The organism is Mucilaginibacter aquatilis (genome assembly GCF_009755275.1).
GTDB lineage: Bacteria > Bacteroidota > Bacteroidia > Sphingobacteriales > Sphingobacteriaceae > Mucilaginibacter > Mucilaginibacter aquatilis.
In genome coordinates this window covers 715,618-739,324 of sequence record NZ_WQLA01000002.1, presented here as the reverse complement: position 1 = coordinate 739,324, position 23,707 = coordinate 715,618, and the positions used below count along the sequence as shown (strand labels likewise).

General features: G+C 41.2%; 26 protein-coding genes and 2 tRNA genes. 12 read left to right on the top strand and 16 right to left on the bottom strand.

Annotated features, from left to right (window positions below; translation table 11 throughout):
• A partial coding sequence (locus tag GO816_RS07740; protein ID WP_157540780.1) for a hypothetical protein occupies positions 1-581 on the bottom strand: 581 nt, incomplete at its 3' end.
• A gap of 74 nt (positions 582-655) precedes the next feature.
• On the opposite strand from GO816_RS07740, the gene GO816_RS07735 reads away from it, so the two are divergent.
• The 3 genes from GO816_RS07735 (at position 656) to GO816_RS07725 (ending at position 2,534) form a co-directional block, all read left to right on the top strand.
• The gene (locus GO816_RS07735; RefSeq protein ID WP_157540778.1) at positions 656-1,078 is read left to right on the top strand and encodes a thioredoxin family protein; all 423 of its coding nucleotides are present in this window, start codon (positions 656-658) and stop codon (positions 1,076-1,078) included.
• Between the two features lie 517 nt (positions 1,079-1,595).
• A complete protein-coding gene (locus tag GO816_RS07730) occupies positions 1,596-1,907 on the top strand; it encodes a hypothetical protein (protein ID WP_157540776.1) in 312 nt (103 codons plus the stop codon).
• 3 nt (positions 1,908-1,910) lie between these two features.
• Positions 1,911-2,534, top strand: coding sequence for a DNA-3-methyladenine glycosylase family protein (locus GO816_RS07725; protein ID WP_317163602.1), 624 nt, complete (start codon positions 1,911-1,913; stop codon positions 2,532-2,534).
• A 34-nt stretch (positions 2,535-2,568) separates the two neighbouring features.
• Here the strand turns inward: GO816_RS07725 and GO816_RS07720 are convergent, their stop codons facing one another.
• The 7 genes from GO816_RS07720 to GO816_RS07690 all read right to left on the bottom strand — a co-directional run bounded on the left by GO816_RS07720 (position 2,569) and on the right by GO816_RS07690 (position 9,967).
• A complete protein-coding gene (locus tag GO816_RS07720; protein ID WP_157540774.1) occupies positions 2,569-3,381 on the bottom strand; it encodes an SDR family oxidoreductase in 813 nt (270 codons plus the stop codon).
• A 106-nt stretch (positions 3,382-3,487) separates the two neighbouring features.
• Positions 3,488-4,483 carry an L-histidine N(alpha)-methyltransferase gene (locus tag GO816_RS07715; RefSeq protein ID WP_157540772.1) on the bottom strand — a complete coding sequence of 332 codons (996 nt, stop codon included), beginning with the start codon at positions 4,481-4,483 and terminating at the stop codon, positions 3,488-3,490.
• A 17-nt stretch (positions 4,484-4,500) separates the two neighbouring features.
• On the bottom strand, positions 4,501-5,646 hold the full coding sequence (egtB, locus tag GO816_RS07710) for an ergothioneine biosynthesis protein EgtB (RefSeq protein ID WP_157540770.1): 1,146 nt from the start codon (positions 5,644-5,646) through the stop codon (positions 4,501-4,503).
• Positions 5,647-5,652: 6 nt separating this feature from the next.
• Complete coding sequence (locus tag GO816_RS07705; RefSeq protein ID WP_157540768.1) at positions 5,653-7,224, bottom strand: ABC transporter permease/substrate-binding protein; 1,572 nt, start codon at positions 7,222-7,224, stop codon at positions 5,653-5,655.
• Complete coding sequence (locus tag GO816_RS07700; RefSeq protein ID WP_157540767.1) at positions 7,221-8,183, bottom strand: ABC transporter ATP-binding protein; 963 nt, start codon at positions 8,181-8,183, stop codon at positions 7,221-7,223. The genes GO816_RS07705 and GO816_RS07700 overlap by 4 nt, the downstream gene beginning before the upstream one ends.
• A 117-nt stretch (positions 8,184-8,300) precedes the next feature.
• Positions 8,301-9,689, bottom strand: a complete 1,389-nt coding sequence (locus GO816_RS07695; protein WP_157540766.1) for a mercuric reductase — start codon at positions 9,687-9,689, stop codon at positions 8,301-8,303.
• Positions 9,686-9,967: a DUF427 domain-containing protein gene (locus GO816_RS07690; protein WP_157540765.1), complete on the bottom strand. Its 282-nt coding sequence runs from the start codon at positions 9,965-9,967 to the stop codon at positions 9,686-9,688. The genes GO816_RS07695 and GO816_RS07690 overlap by 4 nt, the downstream gene beginning before the upstream one ends.
• A gap of 256 nt (positions 9,968-10,223) precedes the next feature.
• Here GO816_RS07690 and GO816_RS07685 point away from each other — a divergent pair.
• The 4 genes from GO816_RS07685 (at position 10,224) to GO816_RS07670 (ending at position 12,491) form a co-directional block, all read left to right on the top strand.
• Positions 10,224-10,295 (top strand) — tRNA-Glu (locus GO816_RS07685).
• A gap of 60 nt (positions 10,296-10,355) precedes the next feature.
• A tRNA-Glu gene (locus GO816_RS07680) sits at positions 10,356-10,427 on the top strand.
• Between the two features lie 157 nt (positions 10,428-10,584).
• Positions 10,585-11,172 (top strand): hypothetical protein, encoded by a 588-nt coding sequence (locus tag GO816_RS07675; RefSeq protein WP_157540764.1) that lies wholly within the window; start codon positions 10,585-10,587, stop codon positions 11,170-11,172.
• 74 nt (positions 11,173-11,246) lie between these two features.
• A complete protein-coding gene (locus GO816_RS07670) occupies positions 11,247-12,491 on the top strand; it encodes a S41 family peptidase (protein WP_198171445.1) in 1,245 nt (414 codons plus the stop codon).
• 67 nt (positions 12,492-12,558) lie between these two features.
• On the opposite strand, the gene GO816_RS18805 is transcribed toward GO816_RS07670, so the two are convergent.
• From GO816_RS18805 to GO816_RS07655, 3 genes are all read right to left on the bottom strand, one after another.
• Complete coding sequence (locus GO816_RS18805; RefSeq protein WP_157540762.1) at positions 12,559-13,776, bottom strand: sugar transferase; 1,218 nt, start codon at positions 13,774-13,776, stop codon at positions 12,559-12,561.
• On the bottom strand, positions 13,773-14,183 hold the full coding sequence (locus GO816_RS07660) for a response regulator transcription factor (protein WP_232336513.1): 411 nt from the start codon (positions 14,181-14,183) through the stop codon (positions 13,773-13,775). The genes GO816_RS18805 and GO816_RS07660 overlap by 4 nt, the downstream gene beginning before the upstream one ends.
• A 115-nt stretch (positions 14,184-14,298) precedes the next feature.
• Positions 14,299-15,102: a glycosyltransferase family 2 protein gene (locus GO816_RS07655; RefSeq protein ID WP_157540758.1), complete on the bottom strand. Its 804-nt coding sequence runs from the start codon at positions 15,100-15,102 to the stop codon at positions 14,299-14,301.
• Between the two features lie 275 nt (positions 15,103-15,377).
• Here GO816_RS07655 and surE point away from each other — a divergent pair, with 275 nt between their 5' ends.
• From surE to lpxB, 3 genes are all read left to right on the top strand, one after another.
• The gene (gene surE / locus GO816_RS07650) at positions 15,378-16,145 is read left to right on the top strand and encodes a 5'/3'-nucleotidase SurE (protein WP_157540756.1); all 768 of its coding nucleotides are present in this window, start codon (positions 15,378-15,380) and stop codon (positions 16,143-16,145) included.
• A gap of 80 nt (positions 16,146-16,225) precedes the next feature.
• Complete coding sequence (locus GO816_RS07645) at positions 16,226-16,486, top strand: hypothetical protein (RefSeq protein ID WP_157540755.1); 261 nt, start codon at positions 16,226-16,228, stop codon at positions 16,484-16,486.
• Positions 16,487-16,490: 4 nt separating this feature from the next.
• Complete coding sequence (gene lpxB, locus GO816_RS07640; protein ID WP_157540753.1) at positions 16,491-17,591, top strand: lipid-A-disaccharide synthase; 1,101 nt, start codon at positions 16,491-16,493, stop codon at positions 17,589-17,591.
• A gap of 88 nt (positions 17,592-17,679) precedes the next feature.
• On the opposite strand, the gene GO816_RS07635 is transcribed toward lpxB, so the two are convergent.
• The 4 genes from GO816_RS07635 to GO816_RS07620 form a co-directional block, all read right to left on the bottom strand.
• Complete coding sequence (locus GO816_RS07635; RefSeq protein WP_157540752.1) at positions 17,680-17,820, bottom strand: hypothetical protein; 141 nt, start codon at positions 17,818-17,820, stop codon at positions 17,680-17,682.
• Between the two features lie 34 nt (positions 17,821-17,854).
• On the bottom strand, positions 17,855-18,022 hold the full coding sequence (locus GO816_RS07630; RefSeq protein ID WP_157540751.1) for a hypothetical protein: 168 nt from the start codon (positions 18,020-18,022) through the stop codon (positions 17,855-17,857).
• A 29-nt stretch (positions 18,023-18,051) separates the two neighbouring features.
• A complete protein-coding gene (locus tag GO816_RS07625; RefSeq protein ID WP_157540750.1) occupies positions 18,052-18,240 on the bottom strand; it encodes a hypothetical protein in 189 nt (62 codons plus the stop codon).
• 195 nt (positions 18,241-18,435) lie between these two features.
• Entirely contained in the window at positions 18,436-19,617 is a 1,182-nt protein-coding gene (locus GO816_RS07620) for an MFS transporter (RefSeq protein WP_198171444.1), read from the bottom strand.
• Between the two features lie 566 nt (positions 19,618-20,183).
• Between GO816_RS07620 and GO816_RS07615 the strand changes: the two genes are divergently transcribed.
• Positions 20,184-21,719 (top strand): SulP family inorganic anion transporter, encoded by a 1,536-nt coding sequence (locus tag GO816_RS07615; RefSeq protein ID WP_157540749.1) that lies wholly within the window; start codon positions 20,184-20,186, stop codon positions 21,717-21,719.
• A gap of 77 nt (positions 21,720-21,796) precedes the next feature.
• On the opposite strand, the gene hpt is transcribed toward GO816_RS07615, so the two are convergent.
• Positions 21,797-22,330 (bottom strand): hypoxanthine phosphoribosyltransferase, encoded by a 534-nt coding sequence (gene hpt, locus GO816_RS07610; RefSeq protein WP_157540748.1) that lies wholly within the window; start codon positions 22,328-22,330, stop codon positions 21,797-21,799.
• A gap of 144 nt (positions 22,331-22,474) precedes the next feature.
• Here hpt and GO816_RS07605 point away from each other — a divergent pair, with 144 nt between their 5' ends.
• Entirely contained in the window at positions 22,475-23,704 is a 1,230-nt protein-coding gene (locus tag GO816_RS07605; protein ID WP_317163607.1) for a M16 family metallopeptidase, read from the top strand.
• Positions 23,705-23,707 lie beyond the last annotated feature (3 nt).

Sequence of the window (23,707 nt, the reverse complement as noted above, 5' to 3'; positions counted from 1 at the left end):
AGATGACTGATGAACAACGTCAGCAGCAGCAAGAGCAACGCAGACAGCAAATGGAACAACGCAGACAGCAACAAGACCAACAACGTCAGCAACAGCAGTCGGATCAACAGCGGCAACAACAAGAGCAGCAACGTCAGCAACAACAGGAACAACGTCGTCAGCAAATGGAACAGCAACGCCAGCAGCAGTCGGATCAACAGCGGCAACAACAAGAGCAGCAACGTCAGCAACAACAGGAACAACGTCGTCAGCAAATGGAACAGCAGCGTCAGCAGCAGCAAGATCAGCAACGCCAACAACAAGAGCAGCAACGTCAGCAACAACAGGAACAACGCCGCCAACAGATGGAACAGCAGCGTCAGCAGCAGCAAGATCAGCAGCGCCAACAACAAGAGCAGCAACGTCAGCAACAGCAGGAACAACGCCGCCAACAAATGGAACAGCAGCGTCAGCAGCAGCAAGATCAGCAGCGCCAGCAACAAGAGCAGCAACGTCAGCAACAACAGGAACAACGTCGTCAGCAAATGGAGCAGCAGCGTCAGCAACAAGACCAGCAACGCCAACAACAGCAAGGACGACAAAGACCAGGACGCCCGTATTAAATAACCTTAGCCGGGCGTTTAATTACGCCGGGCTTTTATCATTGTAACCCCCGATGAAGTTTTTAAAATGTATTTGGGTTGTGCTTATACTCGCAACCTCAACAGTTTACGCGCAAAACAATAACGAAATAGCGTTTACAGCTACGTCATGGAACGAAGCATTGAAACAAGCAAAAGCGCAAAATAAGCCCATTTTTGTTGACGCATATGCAACGTGGTGTGGCCCCTGTAAAATGTTAAAAGCCACCACATTTAAAAATAAGGATGCTGCTAAGTTTTACAACGCCAATTTTATAAATGTTGCACTTGATATGGAGCGGGGCAATAACCCAAAACTTGCGCAACAGTGGGGAATGCGGGCCTACCCCACCCTTATTATTTTTGATAGCGACGGTAAAATACTGCTCAATACTGTTGGATTTATTACGGCCAAAAATTTACTTCGTTTTGGCGAAGAAGGCCTTAGAAGACAGTAGTATAAAAAAAGTCGGACAACTCTCGCAGTAATCCGACTCTACATCTACCTATGAAAAACAGCCCTTTGAGAGGGCATATTTATATAGACAAATCTTGTACCAATGGTTTAATCACCTATACCACAAACTTATTTTATTTCTTTAAACGATTTATATGTGGAATTATAAGAAAATATTACCCTAAAGTGAGTATATAAAACCACAAACTTACTTACTCATTGCATATGACCATCAGTACGTGTACCTACTGAACTGGTATCTCTACGGGAGGAAGCCGTATCCCTGGCGTCGGATGGTCCTCCAAATTTGTTGTTCGGGTCTTCGTGGCATGCGGTCAACACTATGAGCCACATAGCGAATAATATATATTTAGCTTTTTTCATCATCAGTGGTTTTAAAAAATAACCGGGATACAAACGGTTTGTTCACACTTTTGCCAGAAAACGCCGTTGCAGAAGCTTAGCATGTATTTATCATTAATTATTAAACTATAAGTGAGGTAGGATGTTAGATATTTATGGAACAGGCCGTATTTCTTTTAGCTACAGACCCCAATGAACCTTGCCGTGATGTAATACACTCACGCGATACCGACTTGAAGGTGAAAGTATACTGTGTAACCGACGAAAGCTTTACGCCAGACACGGATGAAATTCAGCTCTATGCGTATGCTAACAACAAACTATACGCCTTTGAGACCATTAACATTGCTCCTGACGATGCGCTGGACGTGGTGAGCGCTATACAGTGGTACGCCAGCTACATAGAATTTCCGGAGATGGAAATTTTACCTGAAGACCCACGATTAGATCAGGATATTGCTATTTGATTTGTGAATGAAATATTTGCGTTTAGTAATAATACGCTGTTCGATTTTTGCAATAGATTAACGGAAACAGATAGTGACCTGGCATCCATTGTTAAAAAATTTGGCTATCCGCCTTTTTGGTCGCGCAGCAATACCTTCGAATCGTTGGTACATATTATACTAGAACAGCAAGTATCATTAGCATCGGCTCTTGCCGCTTTAAACAAGCTTAAAGATAATATACAACAAGTAACGCCTGCCAGGTTTCTGCTGTTAAATGACGAGCAGTTGCGTGCCTGCTACTTCAGCAGGCAAAAAACCACTTATGTACGAAACCTTGCCGAAAACCTGCTAAGCGGTAAGCTTAGCCTTGATGAGCTGGAGCACCTGCCTGATGACGAAGTCCGCCTACGCCTTACCGCATTGAAGGGAATAGGTAACTGGACAGCCGACATTTACCTGTTAATGGTTTTGCATCGTACAGATATCTTCCCAATTGGTGATTTGGCAGTGGTGAATGCCCTGAAGAAGTTAAAAAAACTACCTGCTCAAACACCTAAAGATGATTTAGTGAAAATAGCCGAACAATGGAGACCTTACAGGAGCATAGGAGCAATGCTATTATGGCATTTCTACTTATCACGCTAATAAGTGTCTGCTTCGGGTGTTCAGCTTTGCTATTCTATACCCCGCTAAACATCGAAAACCCGCCATCAATATAAACAACTGTGCCTGTAACAAAGGCTGACGCATCACTCAGTAGCCAAATGAGGCCGCCAATAAGTTCTTCGGGTTTACCAAAGCGCTTATAAGGCGTGTTTTGAAGAACAAGGTTGCCGCGTTCAGTGTAGCTGCCGTCACTATTGGTTAAAAGGGCGCGGTTTTGATCAGTTAAAAAGAAGCCTGGTGCTATTGCGTTCATTCGCAAAGTATCGCCATAACGGTTGGCAGCTTCGAGCGCAAACCACTTGGTGTAAATATCAATAGAAGCTTTAGCCATACTGTAGCCCAAAACTTTGGTTACAGCCTGTTGTGAAGCCATTGATGATATATTAACAACGCTACCCCTGCCACCTTTGGCCATAACTTCGCCAAAAACCTGGGTTGGTACAATGCTGCCCCAAAGGTTCAAGTCCATTACCCGGCGCATGCCGTCAAGGTTCATGGAAAATAAATCGGTTTCGGGTGTAAGCACAGCTCCCGGTATACTACCACCGGCTCCGTTAACCAAACCATCAATACGACCGTAAGTATCAACTACTTTATTGCGCGCAGCTAAAAGGTCCTGCTCATTCATTACATCGGCTACAAGGGCAATAGCTTGCCCTCCCCTGGCTTTTATAGCATCGGCACGATGCTGTGCAACGTCCTCTTTACGACCCAAAACGCCCACAATGCCGCCTGCATTGGCTATGCCATTGATGAAGGCCTCACCTAAAACACCTGTACCACCGGTTACTATAATTACCTTGTCTTTTAAAGAAAAGTTGCTCATGATGTAATAATATTCAAAAACCACTTAGCTAACTAAGTGGCCGGCAATATACAAAATCATATGCCTAAACTGCCTTTTATGGTACAGTGCTACGCTTTGGAAAAGCCTATTCAACCGTCCAAATGGCATCAACAAACCAATTTTTACTGTCGAAAAAATGCTGCACTGGCTTAAAGCCCGATACCGAAGCCATGTAATCGGTTTGACCTACAGTATACTTTTGTGAAATCTCCATGTAGATGTACTCATCTTTAGCGAAGGTTACTGTTTGGTTACACAAACTAACCTGCTGATCGGCCAAACTAATTAAATAGCTTTTACAAGCACCTGTCTCAGGGTCATAAGTAGGGTAATGCTCAAATTTGGAAAGGTCAAAGTTTGCACCCAGTTCGCTGTTTATGCGGGTAAGTAAATTTAAGTTAAAATTACGTGTGTGTCCTTCGGCATCGTTATAAGCTGCCAAAATAGTTTTAGGGTTCTTTTTCAAATCTACGCCCATCAGCACACTATCGCCTTTGGCCAAATGGTTACGCAACTCAATACAAAATTGCTGAGCATCACTTACTGGCATATTACCAATATTTGATCCTAAAAACAAAACCACCTTACGGCGTGGAGATAGTTCAGCTGCTTCCTTAAGCATGTGAAAATACTCACCTGTTAAACCAATTAATTGTAGGCCGGGTAAAGTTACGGGCAAGGTTTCTTTAAGGTAATTAATTACATGCCCCGAAATATCAATAGGCACATATCTGAAATCGGCACTCTCATTAAGTAAATGGCGCAGCAGGTGTGTAGATTTCATAGCATCTCCGGCACCCAACTCAATTAAATCAAACGGACTACCATCTGCTATCATGGCTTTAGCCAGTTCTTGCGTTTGTTGTGTAAAAATCTCAAGCTCACAATCAGTTGGATAGTATTCGTTACTCCCCATAATTTGCTGGAAAATTTCATCGCCGGTAGAATTATAAAAATACTTTGGTTGCAAAAACTTTGGTACAGCTTTTAAGCCGGCTATAACATCGTCGCAAAACTGCTGGTTAAACTCCTGCTCGGCAACGGAAGTATCGGTAAGTACATTATTCTCAAAATTTTTCATAGGTTAGATTATTGATATTACTTGGCCAAACGTATGCCGGTAAAGTGCCAGCGCAGGTTAGGGTGAAAAAAATTTCGGTAGGTTATGCGGCTATGTCCTGGGGGTGTAGCCTCTGATGCTCCGCGAAGCACTTTTTGGTTCACCATAAACTTCCCATTATACTCGCCAATTGCACCCGGAGCCTTGCTAAACCCCGGATAGGGCAAATATGCACTTTCGGTCCATTCCCAGCTTTTGCCCCAGTTGAATTGCGCAGCAGCAACTTCCCATTCAAATTCGCTTGGCAAGCGCATCCCCTTCCATGTAGCATAAGCGTAGGCTTCATAAAAGCTTACGTGTTGAACGCTGGTGTGCAGGTTTAATGGCTCTAAGCCTCTAAAGGTATATGTATGCCACTCCCCATCAATTTGATGCCAATACATGGGCGCGCTTACATCATTGGTTTTAACCCAATCCCAGGCCTCGGCATGCCAGTAACGAAAATCCTGGTAACCGCCACTATTTATAAATTCCAGGTACTCGCCGTTGGTAACTAAAGCGGTACTGATTTGATAGGCGTTAAGATACACCTTATGACGGTTTAACTCATTATCAAAGCAAAAGCCCTCGCCAGTATGCCCCACTTCATAAACGCCTTCTTTTATATTAATAAAGCCTTCCTGCTCTGTAATTTCAGGCGATGAATATTGCGGATTATATGCCGGGAATAATGGGTTATGCCCTAAGATGTACTTTATATCGTAATACAGTAATTCCTGGTGCTGTTCCTCATGGTTAAGTCCTAGTATAAATAGTTCTTCAACTTCCGGTGATGGCTCCTGGCACAAAAATTTGTAAATAGCCTCATCAACATACTCACGGTAGCGGTAAACATCAAGCACTGTGGGCCTGCTCAGGTTACCCCTGTCAGTACGTATAACCCGTGCGCCGACAGTTTCATAATAACTGTTAAACACATAGTTGTAATCAGGATTATAATCCTGATAGCCCATAACGTAAGGCTTGAGTATAAAGGTTTCGAAAAACCAGGTGGTGTGCCCTATGTGCCACTTAGGCGGACTAACGTCCGCTATGGGCTGTACCACGTAATCTTCGGTTTGAAGGTAACTGCAAATATCTTCTGTGCGGCGGCGCACGGCTTTATAACGCTCGGCTAAAGTCATGTAAAGTTAGTTCCTATCCAAAAAGTGTTTTAGGTCTGAAATTGTTTTGATGCCCAATTCATCGGCTTGTTGCCTGCGCATCATTAAAGCATAAGCATTGTTAAAACCAATTGGTTTTAGCCACTTTATGCCATATTTTTTATTGAACTCCTGCTGCACATAATTATATGTTTTTTCGTTGTTGGAAGTTATTTGCTGCAGCTTACCTACTGGCGGCTGAAGCAGTACAAGTAAGCCAGTACCTGTATACTCGGGGTAAAAATCAATTTGGTTATTGGTGAGTGCATCAAAACATATTTTAGTTCCACCCAAACCTGTTTTGGCCGATGTAGTGTAGTTGGTATTACCTTCAATTAGCATTCGGTACATTTCGGCTAGTATGTATTGCTCTCCAAAAACTTTTGAGCCTATACGAATTACGCCCGCTTTACCTTTACGGCTTGGCTTAAACATATTGTTAGCTATTAAGAAATCTTTAGCTACACGCTCAGGCGTTTGGTGAAGCTGATCGGTGCGATAGTTCAACTCGGTCATTACCGAATCATTGATATGGCCGGCAAGTAAGTTAAGTACGTCCTCAAGGCCGGGATATTTTTGCAGTGCATCCTTTCTTACAATAGGCGCAGCGTAGTAGGGCGGAAATATCTTTTTATCATCATCAAGCACCGTTAGATTAAAAGCCTTCAGCCGGCCATCAGTAGAGTACCCGCTTATAACATCAATCTGCTTTTCGAAAGCGGCTTTGTACATCACGGCATCGTTTATAACGGTGGTATGAATTTTTAAACCATATTTTTGCTGCAAGCCCAGGTTACCATCCTGCCTGCCCATAAATTCGGGCGTAAAGCCTGCCGTAAGTTTACTGCCTGATGCAGACGGTACAAGGCAATAAATTGCAAACGCAACTACTATTACCGGCAGGGCAAACAAGACATACCTTAACTTCTTAAAGCTGATGCGCTGCACAAGAGATAGCAGTATATCAAACAAAATGGCCAGCAATGCCGACGGAATAGCACCTGCCAAAATCATATTGCTGTTGTTGAGTGATATGCCACCAAATATGAATTCACCTAAACCACCTGCGGCAATATAAGAGGCCAGCGTTGCTACACCTACATTGATAACTGTTGCCGTACGTATGCCTGCTAATATAACCGGCATAGCCAGAGGTAGTTCAACCTTAAACAATACTTGCCTTGCACTCATACCCATAGCCAGGGCGGCTTCTTTAACGGATGGTTCTACACCCGTTATACCTGTATAAGTATTACGAATAATGGGTAACAACGCGTACAAAAACAACGCTACAATGGCTGGTGTGGCGCCTATACCCAGCAACGGAATCATAAAACCCAATAGCGCTATACTTGGAATAGTTTGCAACACACCCGCTATGCCTAAAACTGTACCAGATAGCTGCTTTCTGCGAGCAATCAATATGCCCAGCGGCAAGCCAATAATTACGGCTATTAACAATGAAACCAGTGTTAAGCCAACGTGCTCCAATGTTTGGCTCAATAGCTTATTGCTTTGCTGCTGCATAAACTGCCATAAACTTTGTTGTTGCTGGTTCATGCGGGCAGGGTATTTTGATATTGATGATATGCGGCCATCAACTGCTCAAATGTTACCAGTTTCACCTCATTTGTTTGCGGAGACTTAATCATAATGTGTTTAACATCTCCTTTAAGGTACTGCATGGCCCGCCAGATATTTTCGTTAGTATCAAGCTCCAAACTGGCAACAGGCACATTATTAGCAGATGGCAAGCTGTACCAAACGTCATGCAAGGTTATAGCCTTTAACTCAAGTTGCAGGCGTTGTGTCTTTAAAAAATTACGTATAAAGTCGTTTTCCGGTTTAAATAACAGTTGAGCAGGTGTGCCCATTTGCACAATCTGCCCTTTATCCATAATGGCAATGCGGTTACCCAATTCAAAAGCTTCGTGCACATCATGCGTTACCATTACGATGGTCTTACGCTGCAATTCATCAAGCTCCTTAAATTCTTCCTGTATTTTAGTGCGTGTAATATTATCAAGTGCACCAAACGGCTCATCCATTAGTAAAACCGGAGCATTGGTGATGAGTGCACGCGCCAGGCCAACCCTTTGCTGCTGACCTCCGCTTAGTTGTGCCGGATACTTGGATAATAAATCAGTAGATAGATGTAGCTTTTGAAGCAACTCATGTGTACGGTTTTGTGTTTTTTCTTTATCCCACTTTAAAAGGCCAGGAACTATGGCAATATTATCTGCTACGGTATAATGCGGAAACAGCCCGTTATTTTGCAAAACGTAACCTATGTTCTGGCGCAGCAATTCGGGCTGTTGAGCAGTGACATCTTCTCCACCAATCCAAATTTTACCGGCAGTTGGTTCAATTAGGCGATTGAGCATTTTGAGTGTAGTTGTTTTACCGCAACCGCTGGTACCCAGCAAAATCAGATTATCACCCTCAGCTACTTCAAATGAAATGTTATCAACAGCCATAGTCTGGCCGTATTGTTTGCTGAGGTTTTGAACCCTGATCATGCTTTAAAGGTAGTGAAACCACTTGTAAATACTCACTCTTGCAAGGAGCACTTAAGATGATTTTTTGATTAGATTTATATAAAGGCAATGCTTTACAACATTGCCTTTACGGAATAATTATTTATCGTCTAACGTCATGAATAAATTATTCAACGACTCGGAGTATGTTGGGTGCGCAAACACACAATAACGTATTCGATCATAAGTTATACCTCCCTGCATAGCCATTTGCAATACCGACATTATCTCACCCCCTTCTTCGGCAAGAATAGCCACGCCAAGTATTTCCTTTGTATCGGCGTTTACAATTGCTTTCATGAGTCCGCGTACCTCTCCTACCTCAACAGCGCGGGCAACGCTTTTCATTTTAAGTGCAGCAACCCTGTAATTGATACCCTGCTTTTTTGCTTCCTCTTCGGTTATTCCTACACGGCCTAATTGCGGATCGGTAAACATGCAATATGGTACCGGCCTGTCTTCGGTGGTTAAATCTTCATTCATTAAAAGGTTACGCCAAACAACAGTAAAATCGTTGTATGCAATGTGCGTAAAGGCCGGCCCGCCATTAACATCACCTAAAGCATAAATTCCAGGTATGTTAGTTTGCAGTTTATTGTCAACTTTAATAAAACCCTTATCATCAACCTCAATACCCGATGCTTGTAAATTCAACGCTTTGGTTTGTGGTTTACGGCCCGCAGCTACCAGCACATGGCTTACTTCCATTTGCTCGGTGCGTCCGCTTATATTTAAGGTTGCTTGTATGCGGCCATGAGCATCTTTTTCAAATTTCGTTGCCTCAGTGTTAGAGAATACAGCTATTCCTTCTTCCTCTAAAAAGTTATGAACCTCGTGTGATACGTCTTCATCTTCGTGGCTCATTATGCGCGGCCCGCGTTCAAGTAAAGTTATCTGGCTGCCGAAACGCCTGAACATTTGACCAAACTCTAAGCCTATGTAATTACCTCCAATTACCAAAATGTGTTGCGGTACCGTTTCTAATTCAAGTATGCTTGTTGACGTAAGGTAATCAATACTGTTAAGGCCTTCAATATCTGGAATTACGGTTTGCAAGCCTACATTAATGAAAATCATTTCGGCTGTTATTTCCGCACTTGCACCATCATTCAGGTTTACAACAACTACCTTATGGCCGCTAAAACTGGCTTCACCAAACAACAAATCAATATTCGGATCATCTTCCAGGCTCTTTTGATTGCCGCTGCGCGAATGCATTACAATATCGTCTTTGCGCTTTTTTATTTGAGCCATATCAATGCTATAGCCATCTACTTGCACACCCAAATTATTACAACGCCCGGCAAGGTAAGCCGCCCTGGCTGATGCCACCCATGTTTTAGTAGGTGTGCAACCATCATTTACGCAAGTACCGCCAACCAAACGCTTTTCAATTATAGCCACCTTTTTACCGGCCTTGGCCATTTTACGCGCCAGCGGACTACCAGCCTGCCCGGCACCAATTATTATAACGTCATACTGTTTCATGCGGTAACTTTTACTCCCTTCCAAAATGCTATATAGCCTTTTATTTGCGCAGCAGCGTCTTTAGGCTCAGGGTAATACCAGGCAGCATCAGGGTTTTGCTTTCCATCCACTTCGAGGTTATAGTAAGATGCTTTACCTTTCCATGGGCAAATGGTATGCGTATCACTCTCGTTTAGAAATACTTTGTTAACACTATCAACGGGGAAATAATGGTTATTTTCTATAACAATGGTTTGATCGCTTTCGGCAATTACCTGGTTGTTCCACAAGGCTTTCATACTTAAAAAATTGCTGGGGTTATGAATGCTGCAACAACACTCAGGTCAACAACAGAAATAAATTGAATTAAGCACATTTTGTTTTCAGGTACACTTTTAAAGAATAGGAATAAAAAAATGTAAAATTTTGGTGAATTATTTTTTACTTTTTCAGATAAACGTCTATCTTTGCAGTCCCAAAATAAGGGATTGTTCTTTAACTTGTAAGCGTAAAACACGATGTAAATCATCATTACGCATTACCAATTTAACAATTGGTCCATTCGTCTAGGGGTTAGGACGCCAGATTTTCATTCTGGAAACAGGGGTTCGATTCCCCTATGGACTACATTGGTGAGGCATAATATTTATTGTAAGTATTTTTTTCACCAGTATCAATTTAACAATTGGTCCATTCGTCTAGGGGTTAGGACGCCAGATTTTCATTCTGGAAACAGGGGTTCGATTCCCCTATGGACTACTTAAATTAAAAGCCGCTTACATTGTAAAGCGGCTTTTTTTGTGCCTCGGCTATAAATTTAAGCAACATATCATACAGGTTTAGCTACCATTATTATATCTTTAAGCTTTCGCCCCACCTTAAGGCAATCAAGTAAACCAAATACTTCGTTAAGCTTATGGCAAATCATAACTCAAATAACACTTCTCCAACGGGATTGATGCTATTAAAGGAGGCACAATCTTATTTACCGGCACTATACATTTTGATGGTGGGCATGGGAATGCTGTTTGAATACCATAAGTACAAGATATTCCACATCAACATATTCCAATATGCCGATATATTTGATTTTTTGATTGCCCCGTTTCGGGATCCAACAATTTTTGCTTTCATCCTCTTATCTATAATCATTGTATCAGCCCTATACACCTGGGATAATCACATGAGGCTTAATAAGCCGGCGCGATATTTGAAATTTTCGTTTGGGCTGGTAACTAGATCTTGGTTTAAACCGGTTCATCATATTGCTTTTGGTACGCTGTTTTTATTTTACCTGTACGTATCGTCAACTGCAATTGCCCAAAACAACAAGCGTAGAACACTCAACCAAAAGCAGCAAATTGCAATAAAGCTCAATGACAATGAATGGATCAAAGCGCAATTAATAGGCAAAACCAAGGAGATGGTTTTTATATACAGGAATGGCAAGGTTTCGATTTTACCTGCCGGGAGCATTAAAGAAATGATTGTAGCCGGAAATTAAAGTTATGTCAGCGGTAAATTGAATAAATATACTAAACAACGACACGTTTGCCTTAAATGCAGCGTCTTAGCTTTATGAACCGCGTACTTTTTGTCTTGATTAGCCTGCTTATAAGCCGGTATGCATTAGCTCAGGACTATGTTGCTGATGCAGATAAACTTGCTGCTATTGTACAGCAACTACCATCTTATAAAGACCAGATTAAAGGTGACCAAAAACATCTGTTTGACGCAATAAAACAAAAAGCAAAACAAGACATATTGAAGGCGAAGGATCCCTATTCAAGGTTCTATACCCTATCTCAACTTATACTGCCGCTTAGAGATAACCATCTTTATTTCAGCCAAAACCCGCCTGTTGACATTACTATTCCATCTTTAAAAGACACAGCATTCATGAACCGATATCGCGGTTCTGTATGGTTTAAGCAGGCCCTAAGCAGTAAACTCAACGTCGACTCATTAAGTAAAGCTTTATCGGTTGCTCCAGCAGATAGCGTAGAGGGAATTTATCATTATGGAGATGCATTATCTATGGCCTTATACCGCACTACAAAGCGAGATAGTTTGGTAGGCGTCATTACGGGTAGTAAGATTAAAACATGGCAACCCGGGCAAATAGCCATGGTACTTAAAGAATATAAACCCAATCGTTTCAAGGCTTACACACTACATATTCTGCAAAAAACATGGGGACTGCTATTAAATGAAAAGTTGATGCATGGCATGCTTACTGAATCGCACTGGAAAAAGTTTAAGAACCAGCCCGACTTTGTAAACATTCAATCAACAGAACCACTTTTCAAATTCAAAAATATTGACTCTGGTATTAATTACCTGCGCCTAGGCAGCTTCGCAACATCCAACAAAAGCCTTGCAACCAGTGCTGATTTTTACAATACCATAAAAGACAGCTTAACTGCTCCCACCTTAATTGTTGATTTAAGAAACAATGGCGGCGGAGGCTTTAAATCATCGGGCAAGTTTTTGAAGTTACTTGAAGGATATACCAAAAGAGGGCGCATATATGCATTGATTAACAACCGCACTTTTAGCAACGCGGAGCAATTTGCCATTAAGCTATCACAACTAAAAAATGTAACTCTTCTTGGCGAAACTACAAATGGCACGTTAGCCTACGGCAACAACACTGGTGTGACTGAAACGCTTCCCTCTGGAGAGTTTAAGCTTTATATAACCGACATGCGCGACGATGGAAATTACCTTCCTTATGAAGGTGTAGGTGTAAAGCCAGCTATAATGCTTAATGCAAAAAGCGATTGGATACTGCAAGCCATTAAGATTATCAACAAAAAATAAAAGGTCAGCCTGACAGTGGTTGACCTTTTTAAAGTATGATATTTTGTACTATTTTCTTATAATAAACCTAAACGCTTTCTTTTTGTAAAAGTGCTGGTATAGTTTTCATTATGAGTTTTACGTCATTAACCAGGCTGTGGTTTTGCGCATAAACGTTGTCAAGCATCAGGCGTTCTTCTTCGCTCATATCGCCTTTACCACGCTTTTCTACCTGCCACAAACCGGTAATACCTGCCGGAGCATGAAAACGCAATGCATATTTATCAGTAGTAAGCTTCTCAGCTTCGTATAATGGCAACGGGCGGTTGCCTACTATGCTCATGTCACCAATAAATACATTCCACAACTGTGGTAATTCGTCAATACTGGTGTTACGTATAAAGTTACCCACACGGGTAATACGAGGGTCATTCTTTATCTTGAAAAATGCCGAGCCGCCGGCAGTCTTTTTATTGTCAATGTATTCACGTTCGCACCAATGTACATTATCCGCATACATAGGGAACTGACATTTGCCGGAATTCATACAGTCGGCGCACAAGAATGAAGTATTTTCAATTACCTTTTCTTCTTTTATACCTTCTTGTTCCTTTTTGGCCGCGGCATCGGTATCGTATTGATTCAGGTGCTTCAAATCTTTCAAACGCTGATCGGCATTTACATACATTGACCTGAACTTGTAGAACTTAAATACCTGGTAACCGGTACCTACCCGCAAAGAGTAATAAAATGCCGGGCCTTTTGATTCAAGCCTTACCAACAAATACACCAGCAAAAAGAATGGCGATAAAAACAACAGCGCCATGCCCGAAAAAAAGATATCAAAAGCACGCTTACCTGGCGGAATGCTGTAATTTACATTAAGGGTTTTTGTTGTCTCCTGGCGTAGAGCCTTCCAATAATCAATAAGGAAATTTACGCGGGTTTCAATATTTTGGGTTGATACCGGGTTGGTAAACACATCGGCAACACCGGCATCAAGTGCAAGCTGCCTTAGGTTAGCATTAAAATGGTTAACAATTAAAAAGAAAGGAACATTACCCATGTTGTTCTTTTTAAGTGTTTCGAGCAGCGTAATGCCTGATGATGCTAGAATTTCATCCTGCGAAATTATTGCTGCAATGTTAAGTTTGTTTTCCTGCCAGGCCGAAAACATTTGCATCCCGTTTTTGAAATGCATCAGCTGCCTGTCTTTAAAATTACACTGGTTAATGGAGATGGTTAGCTCATCACTCAAATTAATCAGCGCAATTACCTGCCGTTGCTGAGTGTAGGGTTGGCTCATAAACTTTGCACATTCTTTCCAATTCTTCTCAATATTGCTCTTACGCGTGCTTCAAGTTCGGCCGGGTTAAACGGTTTTACAATAAAATCGTCGGCACCGGTATTTAAACATCTAACCCGCACTTCAGAGCTATCCTCGCCCGATACGATAATTACCGGAATTGACTTAAAAAAGTCGCTGCTGTGTAGTTGCGTTATAAGATCTAACCCGCTAAGATTAGGCGTATTTAAATCTGAAATAACCAGATCGGGAATATTACCGTTCTGTAAAAACGACAGCGCCTCAAGCGCCGAAGGGCATATCTCTATTTCGTAAGATTTACCTAAAAACTTACGAAGTATGAGCTGCATGTAATTGTCGTCTTCAACAATTAATATTTTGGTTTGTCCCGTGTCTGAAAATCCCATGCGAGTGGATTTGTTATTTGTGCTTAATAGGTTGTTAATAACAGGTATCATACTAACTTGTTTATATACCTTGTTACGAAAATTTTAATGTAAAGGTTCTGTAATTACAAAATTGTTATGAAAAAAATACTCGTTTAAAACGTTTTAGTATTGCCTTCCATAAACCACCATCAATTTGCAACCTGCGGTCAGTAGTCCAAACTATTGATTGCGGACTTGTAACGCGGTGTATGCTGCCAAAACCTTTATTTTTTAATTTTAATGCCAGGTAACCATCTTCATTGGTACCGGGCGGATGATTAAAACTGTCTACCTGCAGTCCTTCTTCACGCCTAAAACCCGAATCAAAACCATAAACGTTTACCGCCTCATTTTTAAAATACTGGTTGTAAATCCTGGTTAAGTCAGACAGGTGCTCATAAAAAAAGTAAGTAAAACGACCTGTGCTACCCACAGGTATAAATGAAAACAAGCCATATGTAATGGCAACTTTCCTGCTTTCATCTGCCAGCGGCTTAATCATCTCCTCTACCCAAAACCTGGGGTAAATGGTGTCTGCATCGGCATTTAGTATAAACTTACCCTTTGCTTCGGCCAACCCACGATTGCGGGCCGGTGTAATGCCCTGCGTTGTTTCTAAAATACAGTTAACGCCGCAGGCTTTTACCAGTTCTTCTGTTTTATCTTTAGAGTTGTTGTTGATTACATTAATTTCAACACTCCATTTCGTTTCATTATTGCAGAGTGATGCCAAAGTTTGCACAATGGTATCTTCCTCATTGTAAGCCGGTATCGATATGGTTACATCGGGCACTGCTGAGTTTTTACGCAACTTTTGGTAAGCCTCACGCACCTTCGCAGGGTCTTGCTTATTGTAGAAAAAATCGCGCACATAAGCAGGTATCGAAACAGGTCTCATAAAACGAAGCAAATTATAATTTTTCCTTTAACTTTTTATATTTTTTATAAGCTAAACCACTCATTTAATGGAAAATTAATACCCATAGAGCTTTTAAGAGTCTTTGAGTACAATCAGGCTTTTTAGCTTTAATAACGTTATACGCAAATTGAGTATATATGGTGCATTTAATTACAATTAATTTAACTTTCCTGTAATTTACTGTTTGTGTGACTTTTAAAACAACAGCACTGACATATGCCGGGCATTGCTTAATTATTATTTAATTTAGCGCAATGAGTAAGCAACAACCAACCATTTTAGTAGTAAATGATGATGGTATTACCGCACCAGGCATAAAAGCATTAATGGAAACCGTGCAGCAGTTGGGCCGTGTGGTAGTGGTAGCACCTGATAGCCCGCAATCGGGCATGGGGCACGCCATAACCATAGGTAAGCCGTTACGGTTAGACCGGGTGGAGCTTTATGATGGCGTTGAAATGTACAAATGCTCGGGCACACCGGTTGACTGTGTGAAGCTGGCCGTGAACCGTATATTCCGCGGCAAGAAGCCCGATTTATGTGTGTCAGGTATAAATCATGGGCTTAACAATTCAATTAACGTTCTTTACTCGGGCACAATGTCGGCCGCAGTAGAGGGGGCGATAGAAGGTATTCCATCAATTGGTTTTTCATTAGATGATTATACCCTGCAGGCAAACTTTAAACCATGCCTACAGTATGTAAGGCAAATTGCTGAACAGGTATTGCAACGTGGGCTACCTTCAGGTACATTACTTAATGTGAACTTTCCGGCAGGCGATAACCTCAAAGGCATAAAGGTTTGCAGGCAGGCACATGGTAAATGGGCCGAGGAATTTGATGAACGTATGGACCCCCATAAAAGACCTTATTACTGGCTCACCGGCGAATTTCAATTAAACGATCAGGGGCAAGACACCGATGTTTGGGCGCTTGATAATAATTATGCATCAGTGGTTCCGGTGCAATTTGACATGACTGCTCATCATGCCATATCGGTTTTAAACAGTTGGGGACTGTAAGCTTGAATACTGGCAGTGGATTGCGGCGGTTGAACTGGCGCGTTTTGTAAACACCGGTAACTTAAACGTACCTTTACTGAATGTTTAGCAAAAATTCATTGCCTTTAGGCATTTTAGCCGGCTGCATACTGCCGGGTATAGCTTGGCTTATTTTTGAAGGTATGTACAAAGGCACCGTAATTATGAACCGGCCTGCCATGCCCTACCTTATTGCCATAGGCTTAAATTTGTTACTCATCAGAATTTTGCATTCAAAAGGTGCCGAAGATACTGGCCGGGGCATCATGCTGGCCTCATTTATTTGCATGGTTCTGGTTGTTATTTTTAAAATAAGGCTTTAAGCAAATGAAGTACTATTTGGTAGCGGGCGAGGCATCGGGCGATTTACATGGCGCCAACCTAATGAAAGCTTTAAAAACGGAGGATGCACACGCAAACTTTCGTTTTTTTGGCGGCGACTTAATGCAGCGGCAAGGCGGAACTTTAGTTCAGCATTACAGCACAATGGCTTACATGGGCTTTGCCGAGGTGTTAATGAATATACGCACCATTATGCGTAACATGAAGAACTGTAAGCATGATATTGCTGCGTGGCAACCCGATGTGCTGATACTTATTGATTTTCCAGGATTTAACTTAAAGATAGCCGAGTTTGCCCAAACTATAGGTTTGAAAGTATGCTTTTATATTTCGCCAAAAGTTTGGGCATGGAATCAAAAACGGGTGCATAAAATAAAACGCGTAGTTAATCACCTGTTTTGTATACTTCCATTTGAAGTTGCCTTTTACCAGCAATTTGGCATGAAGGTGGATTATGTAGGCAACCCGTTATTGGACGCCATTGCAGCGTTTACGCCCGATCCGCATTTTATTGAGAACAACAATTTCGATAATAAAAAAATTATCGCTCTGTTACCCGGAAGCCGTAAACAAGAGATAAGCCGCCTGCTACCCGAGATGCTGAGCGTTGCCAAAAAGTTTACTGAATACCAATTTGTAATTGCTGGTGCGCCATCCTTTAGTGCCAATTACTATCAGCAATACATCGGCAAAAGTAATGTTCCGGTTATTTTTAATGGCACTTATGATTTGCTGCACCATGCGCACGCCGCCATTGTAGCATCAGGAACGGCGGTGTTAGAAACAGCTTTATTTAATGTGCCGCAAGTTGCGGTATATAAGGCCCACCAATTTATGGTTACGGTTGCACGCATGTTTTTAAAAATTAAATACATTACGCTGGTTAACCTAATAATGGATAAGCTTGTGATAAAAGAATTAATACAGGAAGACTGCAATACTGATACCATCAGTGCTGAACTTGAACGTTTAATGCGGGGTAGTTACCGTGAAGCTATGCTTAACGATTATGAAGAGCTAGACTCAAAAATGGGCCAACCTGGTGCTTCGGCAAAAACGGCTAAGCTTATTATAGGTTACTTATAAACAAACAAAGCTCCGGCATGCGCGGAGCTCTATTGTTTTCATAGGTAATGTAAAAAAGCTTTATATAGGTAGATATGTAAATGCTTTATTATGCAGCAGCGTTTAATTGCTTGCTAACAAACTGCGATTTGCGTTTATGCGCTTTTAAATCGGCAAGTAATAAATTTCTTAAATCTAAATCAAACTGTTTCATCAGCTTGCTTTCAGTGTTTTGTTTAGCGTTTTTCATGGTAGATGCAGGGTTGATGAGTGTGTAATATATATTAAGCAGCCGAAAGGCCTTTTTTAGTATTTATGCTCTGTTTGATAGTATCAATTAACTGATCTTTTGCATTTTTAACCGTTTTTAAGTCCTCCATTAACAGGGCTTTTAATTCATTGTCAAAACGGGCAACCAGTTTGCTTATCGGGGTTTTGCTGTTAGTTTTCATCGTTTCTAAGTTTTAAGGTCAAAAATTAATTACTCTGTTTTTTTCTCTTTGTCAATGTGATCAGTTTCGCTCAGGTTATCTTTGCGGCGTTTTGCCTCTTCAAACTGCCTTTGCACTTGCTCCTGATTGCGCGAATCTGACGGTTGTTCAGGATTTTGAGGATTTTCCCACTCTTGTCCTTGTTGTTCGTCCGGATTGGTTTGATCAGCGGTAATCATATCGTTGTATTTGCTTAACCTTACTCTAATAAGATGCCAAACTAACCAACACCTCTAAAAATATTTTACAATGAACTGATTATTAGGCACTAAATTTACAATTACAGCATAATTATCCCCTATTAATAATTACTGAGCCAACACAGAAAAAAACGCTGACTGTATGATTATTGCAAATTTTGTATAGTACAGCAGCTAGGCTGTAAGCTTTTTTGAACTTGAAAGGTGAACTAACAGTACAATTACGGACAGTATAATTCCAATAGCGCACACACCTTGCCAGTGGTAAACACCCCATATTTTTGCAGCGAAGAATGTACCTGCAGAACCACCTGCAAAATAAGAGACCATGTAAACGGTATTGATACGGTTACGAGCCGAAGGATTCAAACCGAATATAATTGCCTGATTAGATATGTGTGTAGCCTGAACACCCATATCCATAAGAATAACGCCTATTACCAGGCCGATGAAACTTTTGCCGAAAAACATAAAAATTACAAATGACACCAACAGCATTAATAGTGTATAGGTAATTAGCCGGTAAGGGTTGGCCTTATCACTAAGCCGGCCAATAAGTGAGGCTACAAGCGCACCAAAAGCACCTATTAAACCAAAAGCACCGGCAACTGCACTACCTTCGTTAAAAGGCGGCTCACGCAGTAAAAAAACAAGTGTTGTCCAAAATGCACTAAAACAAGCAAAGCATAATGCCCCTCTCAATGCAGCCAACCTCAGCTCAGGCTCTTGCTTAATCAAAGTAACCAGTGATTGCATTAAGCTTTTGTAGTTGCCAGAATGCTGTGGCTCAACTTCCGGAACTACAAAGGCAATAAGCAGCCACATAAGCATCATTAAAGCGGCTGCAATGTAGAACATGGCACGCCAGCCAAAATGCTCGCCTACAAAACCGCTTATTGTACGTGATAACAGTATGCCTATTAGAAGACCGCTCATAATAAAGCCTATTTTTTTACCGCGCTCTTCGGGATTAGCTAAATGTGCTGCAAGGGGCAACAAAATTTGTGGCACAATGGAGGTAACGCCAACTAAGAAACTTGCAACCGCTAAAACCCAAAATGATTGTGCACTGGCTACCGTTAATAAGGATATAAAGACAAAAGCGAGGTCAATTAGCATTAAACGCTTTCTTTTAAACATATCGGCCAGGGGTACAATAAGCAGCAAACCCGTTGCGTAGCCTAATTGCGTAAACATGGCTATTTGACCGGCCTGCCCGTTTGTAATACCAAAGGCCTGCGCTATGTCACCTAAAAGCGGTTGGTTGTAGTATATGTTGGCAACCACAAAACCCGTTGCCAGGGTCATGGTCCATAGTATGGTGTTTGATAGCTTATTATTGACAGTAGCGTTCATTCAAAAATTATAACGAAGCAAAGGTTGCAAACGTTTATCATAAACCACGCTTTCAAAATCAGGCAATTGTCAAACTGAACTTTTTGTAATTAACACGTTACAACATGCATATAAATTTAACATTTATTAACATATCGTATAATTTTATGGCAACTTCATACAACTACCGCCTGCCAAATGAATAATTTGTAATTATTTTGAAAAAATATTTGGCAATTCATTTAGAAGGTGTTACTTTTACACCGTATTCAAAAGATACACAAAAAAGTCTTCTCATAATTTAGGTTTATAATTGGTTAGTAAAAGCTCCTGCCCATCAGGAGCTTTGCTTTTTTACAAACATTTCAAAAGCGCTTACCACCTCTCTTTTTAAAAAGACAACTATTAAGCAATAACTTCATACTTTTACAACATCTGATGAAAAACGCTTTTTTGAGTAGCCCGGTTACACCACCTTGATTAGTAATTAGCCAATCACTTCTCCTTGCTATGTAAGGAACAATCATTATTTCAATTACTAATTTTTAAGGCTGCTACAAATGATGTAGCCGCACAACATAAATTTTATGGCTGCTTTATTTCGCTTATTTGATTTTTCACAAAAAGTAAATTATAAAAATGAGGTTTTGGCCGGTTTAACCGTTGCCATGACCATGATGCCCGAATCATTATCATTTGCAATTCTTGCAGGTTTCCCACCATTGGTAGGCTTGTACGCTGCTTTCATAATGGGTTTGGTAACTGCCGTATTGGGCGGAAGGCCCGGACTAATATCGGGCGGTGCAGGTGCTACTGTAATTGTGCTTATTGCACTTATGAAATCGCACGGTATTGAATTCGTATTTGCAGCGGTTGCGCTGGCTGGTGTATTTCAAATTATGGTTGGTATTTTTAAACTAGGCAAATTTGTACGCCTTGTACCCCAACCAGTTATGTACGGCTTTGTAAACGGACTGGCTGTAATAATTTTCACCGCTCAGTTTGAGCAGTTTAAAACCATAATAAACGGTCAATCAGCATGGTTAAGCGGAACTCCGCTTTTAATTATGAGTGGTTTGGTTACGCTCACCATTGCCATAATTATTATACTGCCACGTTTTACTAAAGCTGTACCGCCATCATTAGTTGCAATAATTGTAATTTACCTTGTCGTTTTAGTGTTGGGTATACCAACCAAAACCGTTAAAGATATTGCTGCCGTAAGCGGAGGCTTCCCCCCATTTCATATACCGACTATACCTTTTACTTTAGATACGCTTAAACTCATATTTCCTTACTCGCTTATTATGGCGGGCGTAGGCTTAACCGAAGGCTTGCTAACCTTAAACCTTGTAGATGAAATGACAGCAACCCGTGGCAACAGCAACCGCGAGTGCGTAGCACAAGGCACAGCTAACATATTCAACGGTTTCTTTTTTGGCATGGGTGGCTGCCCTATGATTGCGCAAACACTGGTTAACCTATCGGCGGGGTCACGTGCAAGGCTTTCGGGCATCATAGCCGCCTTAACAATTTTGTGCATTATACTTTTTGGAGCGCCGGTTATTGAGCGTGTACCTATGGCGGCATTAACAGGAGTGATGATCATGGTAGCTATTGGAACATTTGAATGGGCAAGCTTCAGAGTAATTAATAAAATGCCAAGGCAAGATGTATTTGTGGGAATTTTAGTAGCACTTATAACCGTTTGGCTGCATAATCTTGCACTGGCAGTACTTATAGGCGTAATAATTTCGGCACTGGTTTTTGCCTGGGAAAGTGCAAAACGTATAAGAGCCCGTAAGTATATAGACAAGCAGGGCACTAAACATTACGAAATTTACGGACCACTCTTTTTTGGTTCAATTACAGCCTTTAACGAAAAGTTTGATGTAAACGGCGACCCAGAAAATACCATCATCAGTTTTAAAGATAGTCGGGTTGCAGACATGTCGGCAATTGATGCGCTTAACAAGTTAACCGAGCGCTACCATCAGGCTGGTAAAAAACTTCAACTTCAACACTTAAGTGCCGACTGCCGCAAGTTGCTTAAAAACGCAGATGATGTTATTGAAGTAAACATTATTGATGACCCTGAATATATCGTAGCCACCGAAAGATAATTTGTTGCAGTCATTTGCATATGGATGGTGCACTTAATTTCAGTACCATCCATAAAAATGCTTTAGTGTAAATGTGGCTAACTTATTTGCCTGTATATGCTGGGCAGGTTACGGCCCAGCTCATTATAATCAAGCCCATAACCCACTACAAACTCATTCTCAATCTCAAAGCCAACGTAGCGTAGCTCCTCTATCGAAGTTTCGAGCTTTGCAGGTTTCAAGAGTAATGAGCACACCCGTACCGAAGCCGGGCTGTAAAGCTTTAGTTTCTCAATTAAATAAGCCAGCGTATTGCCTGTATCTACAATATCTTCAACAATGATCACATGCCTCCCGCTTATATCAACACTTATATCAATGTCTTCACGAATTTTATGTGTAGAGCTGGTACCTCCAAAGTAAGAAGCAAGTTTAGTAAATGTAACTTCGCACGGAATGTTTACCTGCTTAATAAGGTCAGAAATAAACATAAAGCTACCGCTTAAAACACCAATAAATATAGGTGAGCGGTCGGCATAGTCGGCATTCAATTGTTCGCTCATTAAGTTTATGCGTTTGGCAATGGCATCGGCTTCAATAAGCGGTTCAAATGTGAGGTCGGCAATTTTCATTATGCTCAATTTTGTTAACAGAAATAATGGTAAACGTAAATTAAACTATAAAAAGTATTACATTTTATACACAATAATACGCATTAGCCTGCTATTCACACTATCGGCTACTGATAATATTTAGCGTATCTTTGCCCCTCCATGATAGATTACCAGGTACATACACTTGGCAATGGTATAAGACTATTGTTCAAGCACGCACCATCCAATATAACCCACACCTGCTTTATTGTTAATGCCGGTGCCCGCGATGAAAGCCAGGGCAAAGACGGCCTTGCACACTTCATTGAACATTTGTTGTTTAAGCAAACTGAGCGTCGTAACACCAATCAAATATTAAACAGGCTTGAACTGGTTGGCGCTGATTTAAATGCCTATACCACCAAAGAGTACACCTGTATACATGCCTCATTGCTTAAGGAGCATCTTGAACGCACTATTGATTTATTTGAAGACATCGTTTTTCACTCTACTTTTCCTGAAGAGGAGCTTACTAAGGAGCGAAGTGTTATTTTAGATGAAATTGCTTCTTACCAGGATCAGCCTGAAGAAGCCATTCAGGATGATTTTGAAAGCTATCTTTTTAGCGGCCATCCACTTGGTAATAACATATTGGGTACTGATGATACTGTACAAAGTTTAAAGCGCGCAGACATCGATAACTTCACCGCTGCCAACTACAATACCTATGAAATGGTATTTGCCGTAACCGGCGACTATAGTTTTGACAAGCTTGTAAAACTTGCCGAAAAGTACTTTGGCAGCATTAAAGAAAATAAGGCTATTAAAAACCGCGTGGCTCCCGGCGCACCTCAAAGCCAGCTTATAAAAGTTCAAAAGCCTATTTCACAGCTGCACGGCATTATTGGCAACGTGGCATTCAGCTCATCACATCCGCATAAAAGTGGTTTATTGCTGGTAAACAACCTGCTTGGAGGCATGGGCATGAGCAGCAGGCTTAATCTTGAAATACGCGAAAAATACGGCATTGCTTACACTATTGAGTCAAACTATACACCGTTTACCGATACCGGTATATTTACCATATACTTTGGCACCGATGAGGAAAAAGCCGGCAAAGCCTTAAAGCTTATACACAAAGAGCTTAGAAAGCTGCGCGAAAATAAACTGGGCACCTTACAGCTCCATCAAGCCAGGCAAAAGTTTATAGGGCAAATTGCACTTGCTGAAGAAAACCGCCTGAGCCTTATCATATCAATGGCAAAAAGCCTTATTGACTTCAATTGCGTTGATACCCTGCAACAGGTATTTGATAAAATAAATGCCGTGACTGCTGAACAAATTTTAGAGATAAGCAACCAAATTTTTGATGAGCAAAGCCTGCTTACTTTGTTGTTTGAACCCAAAGATTAACAT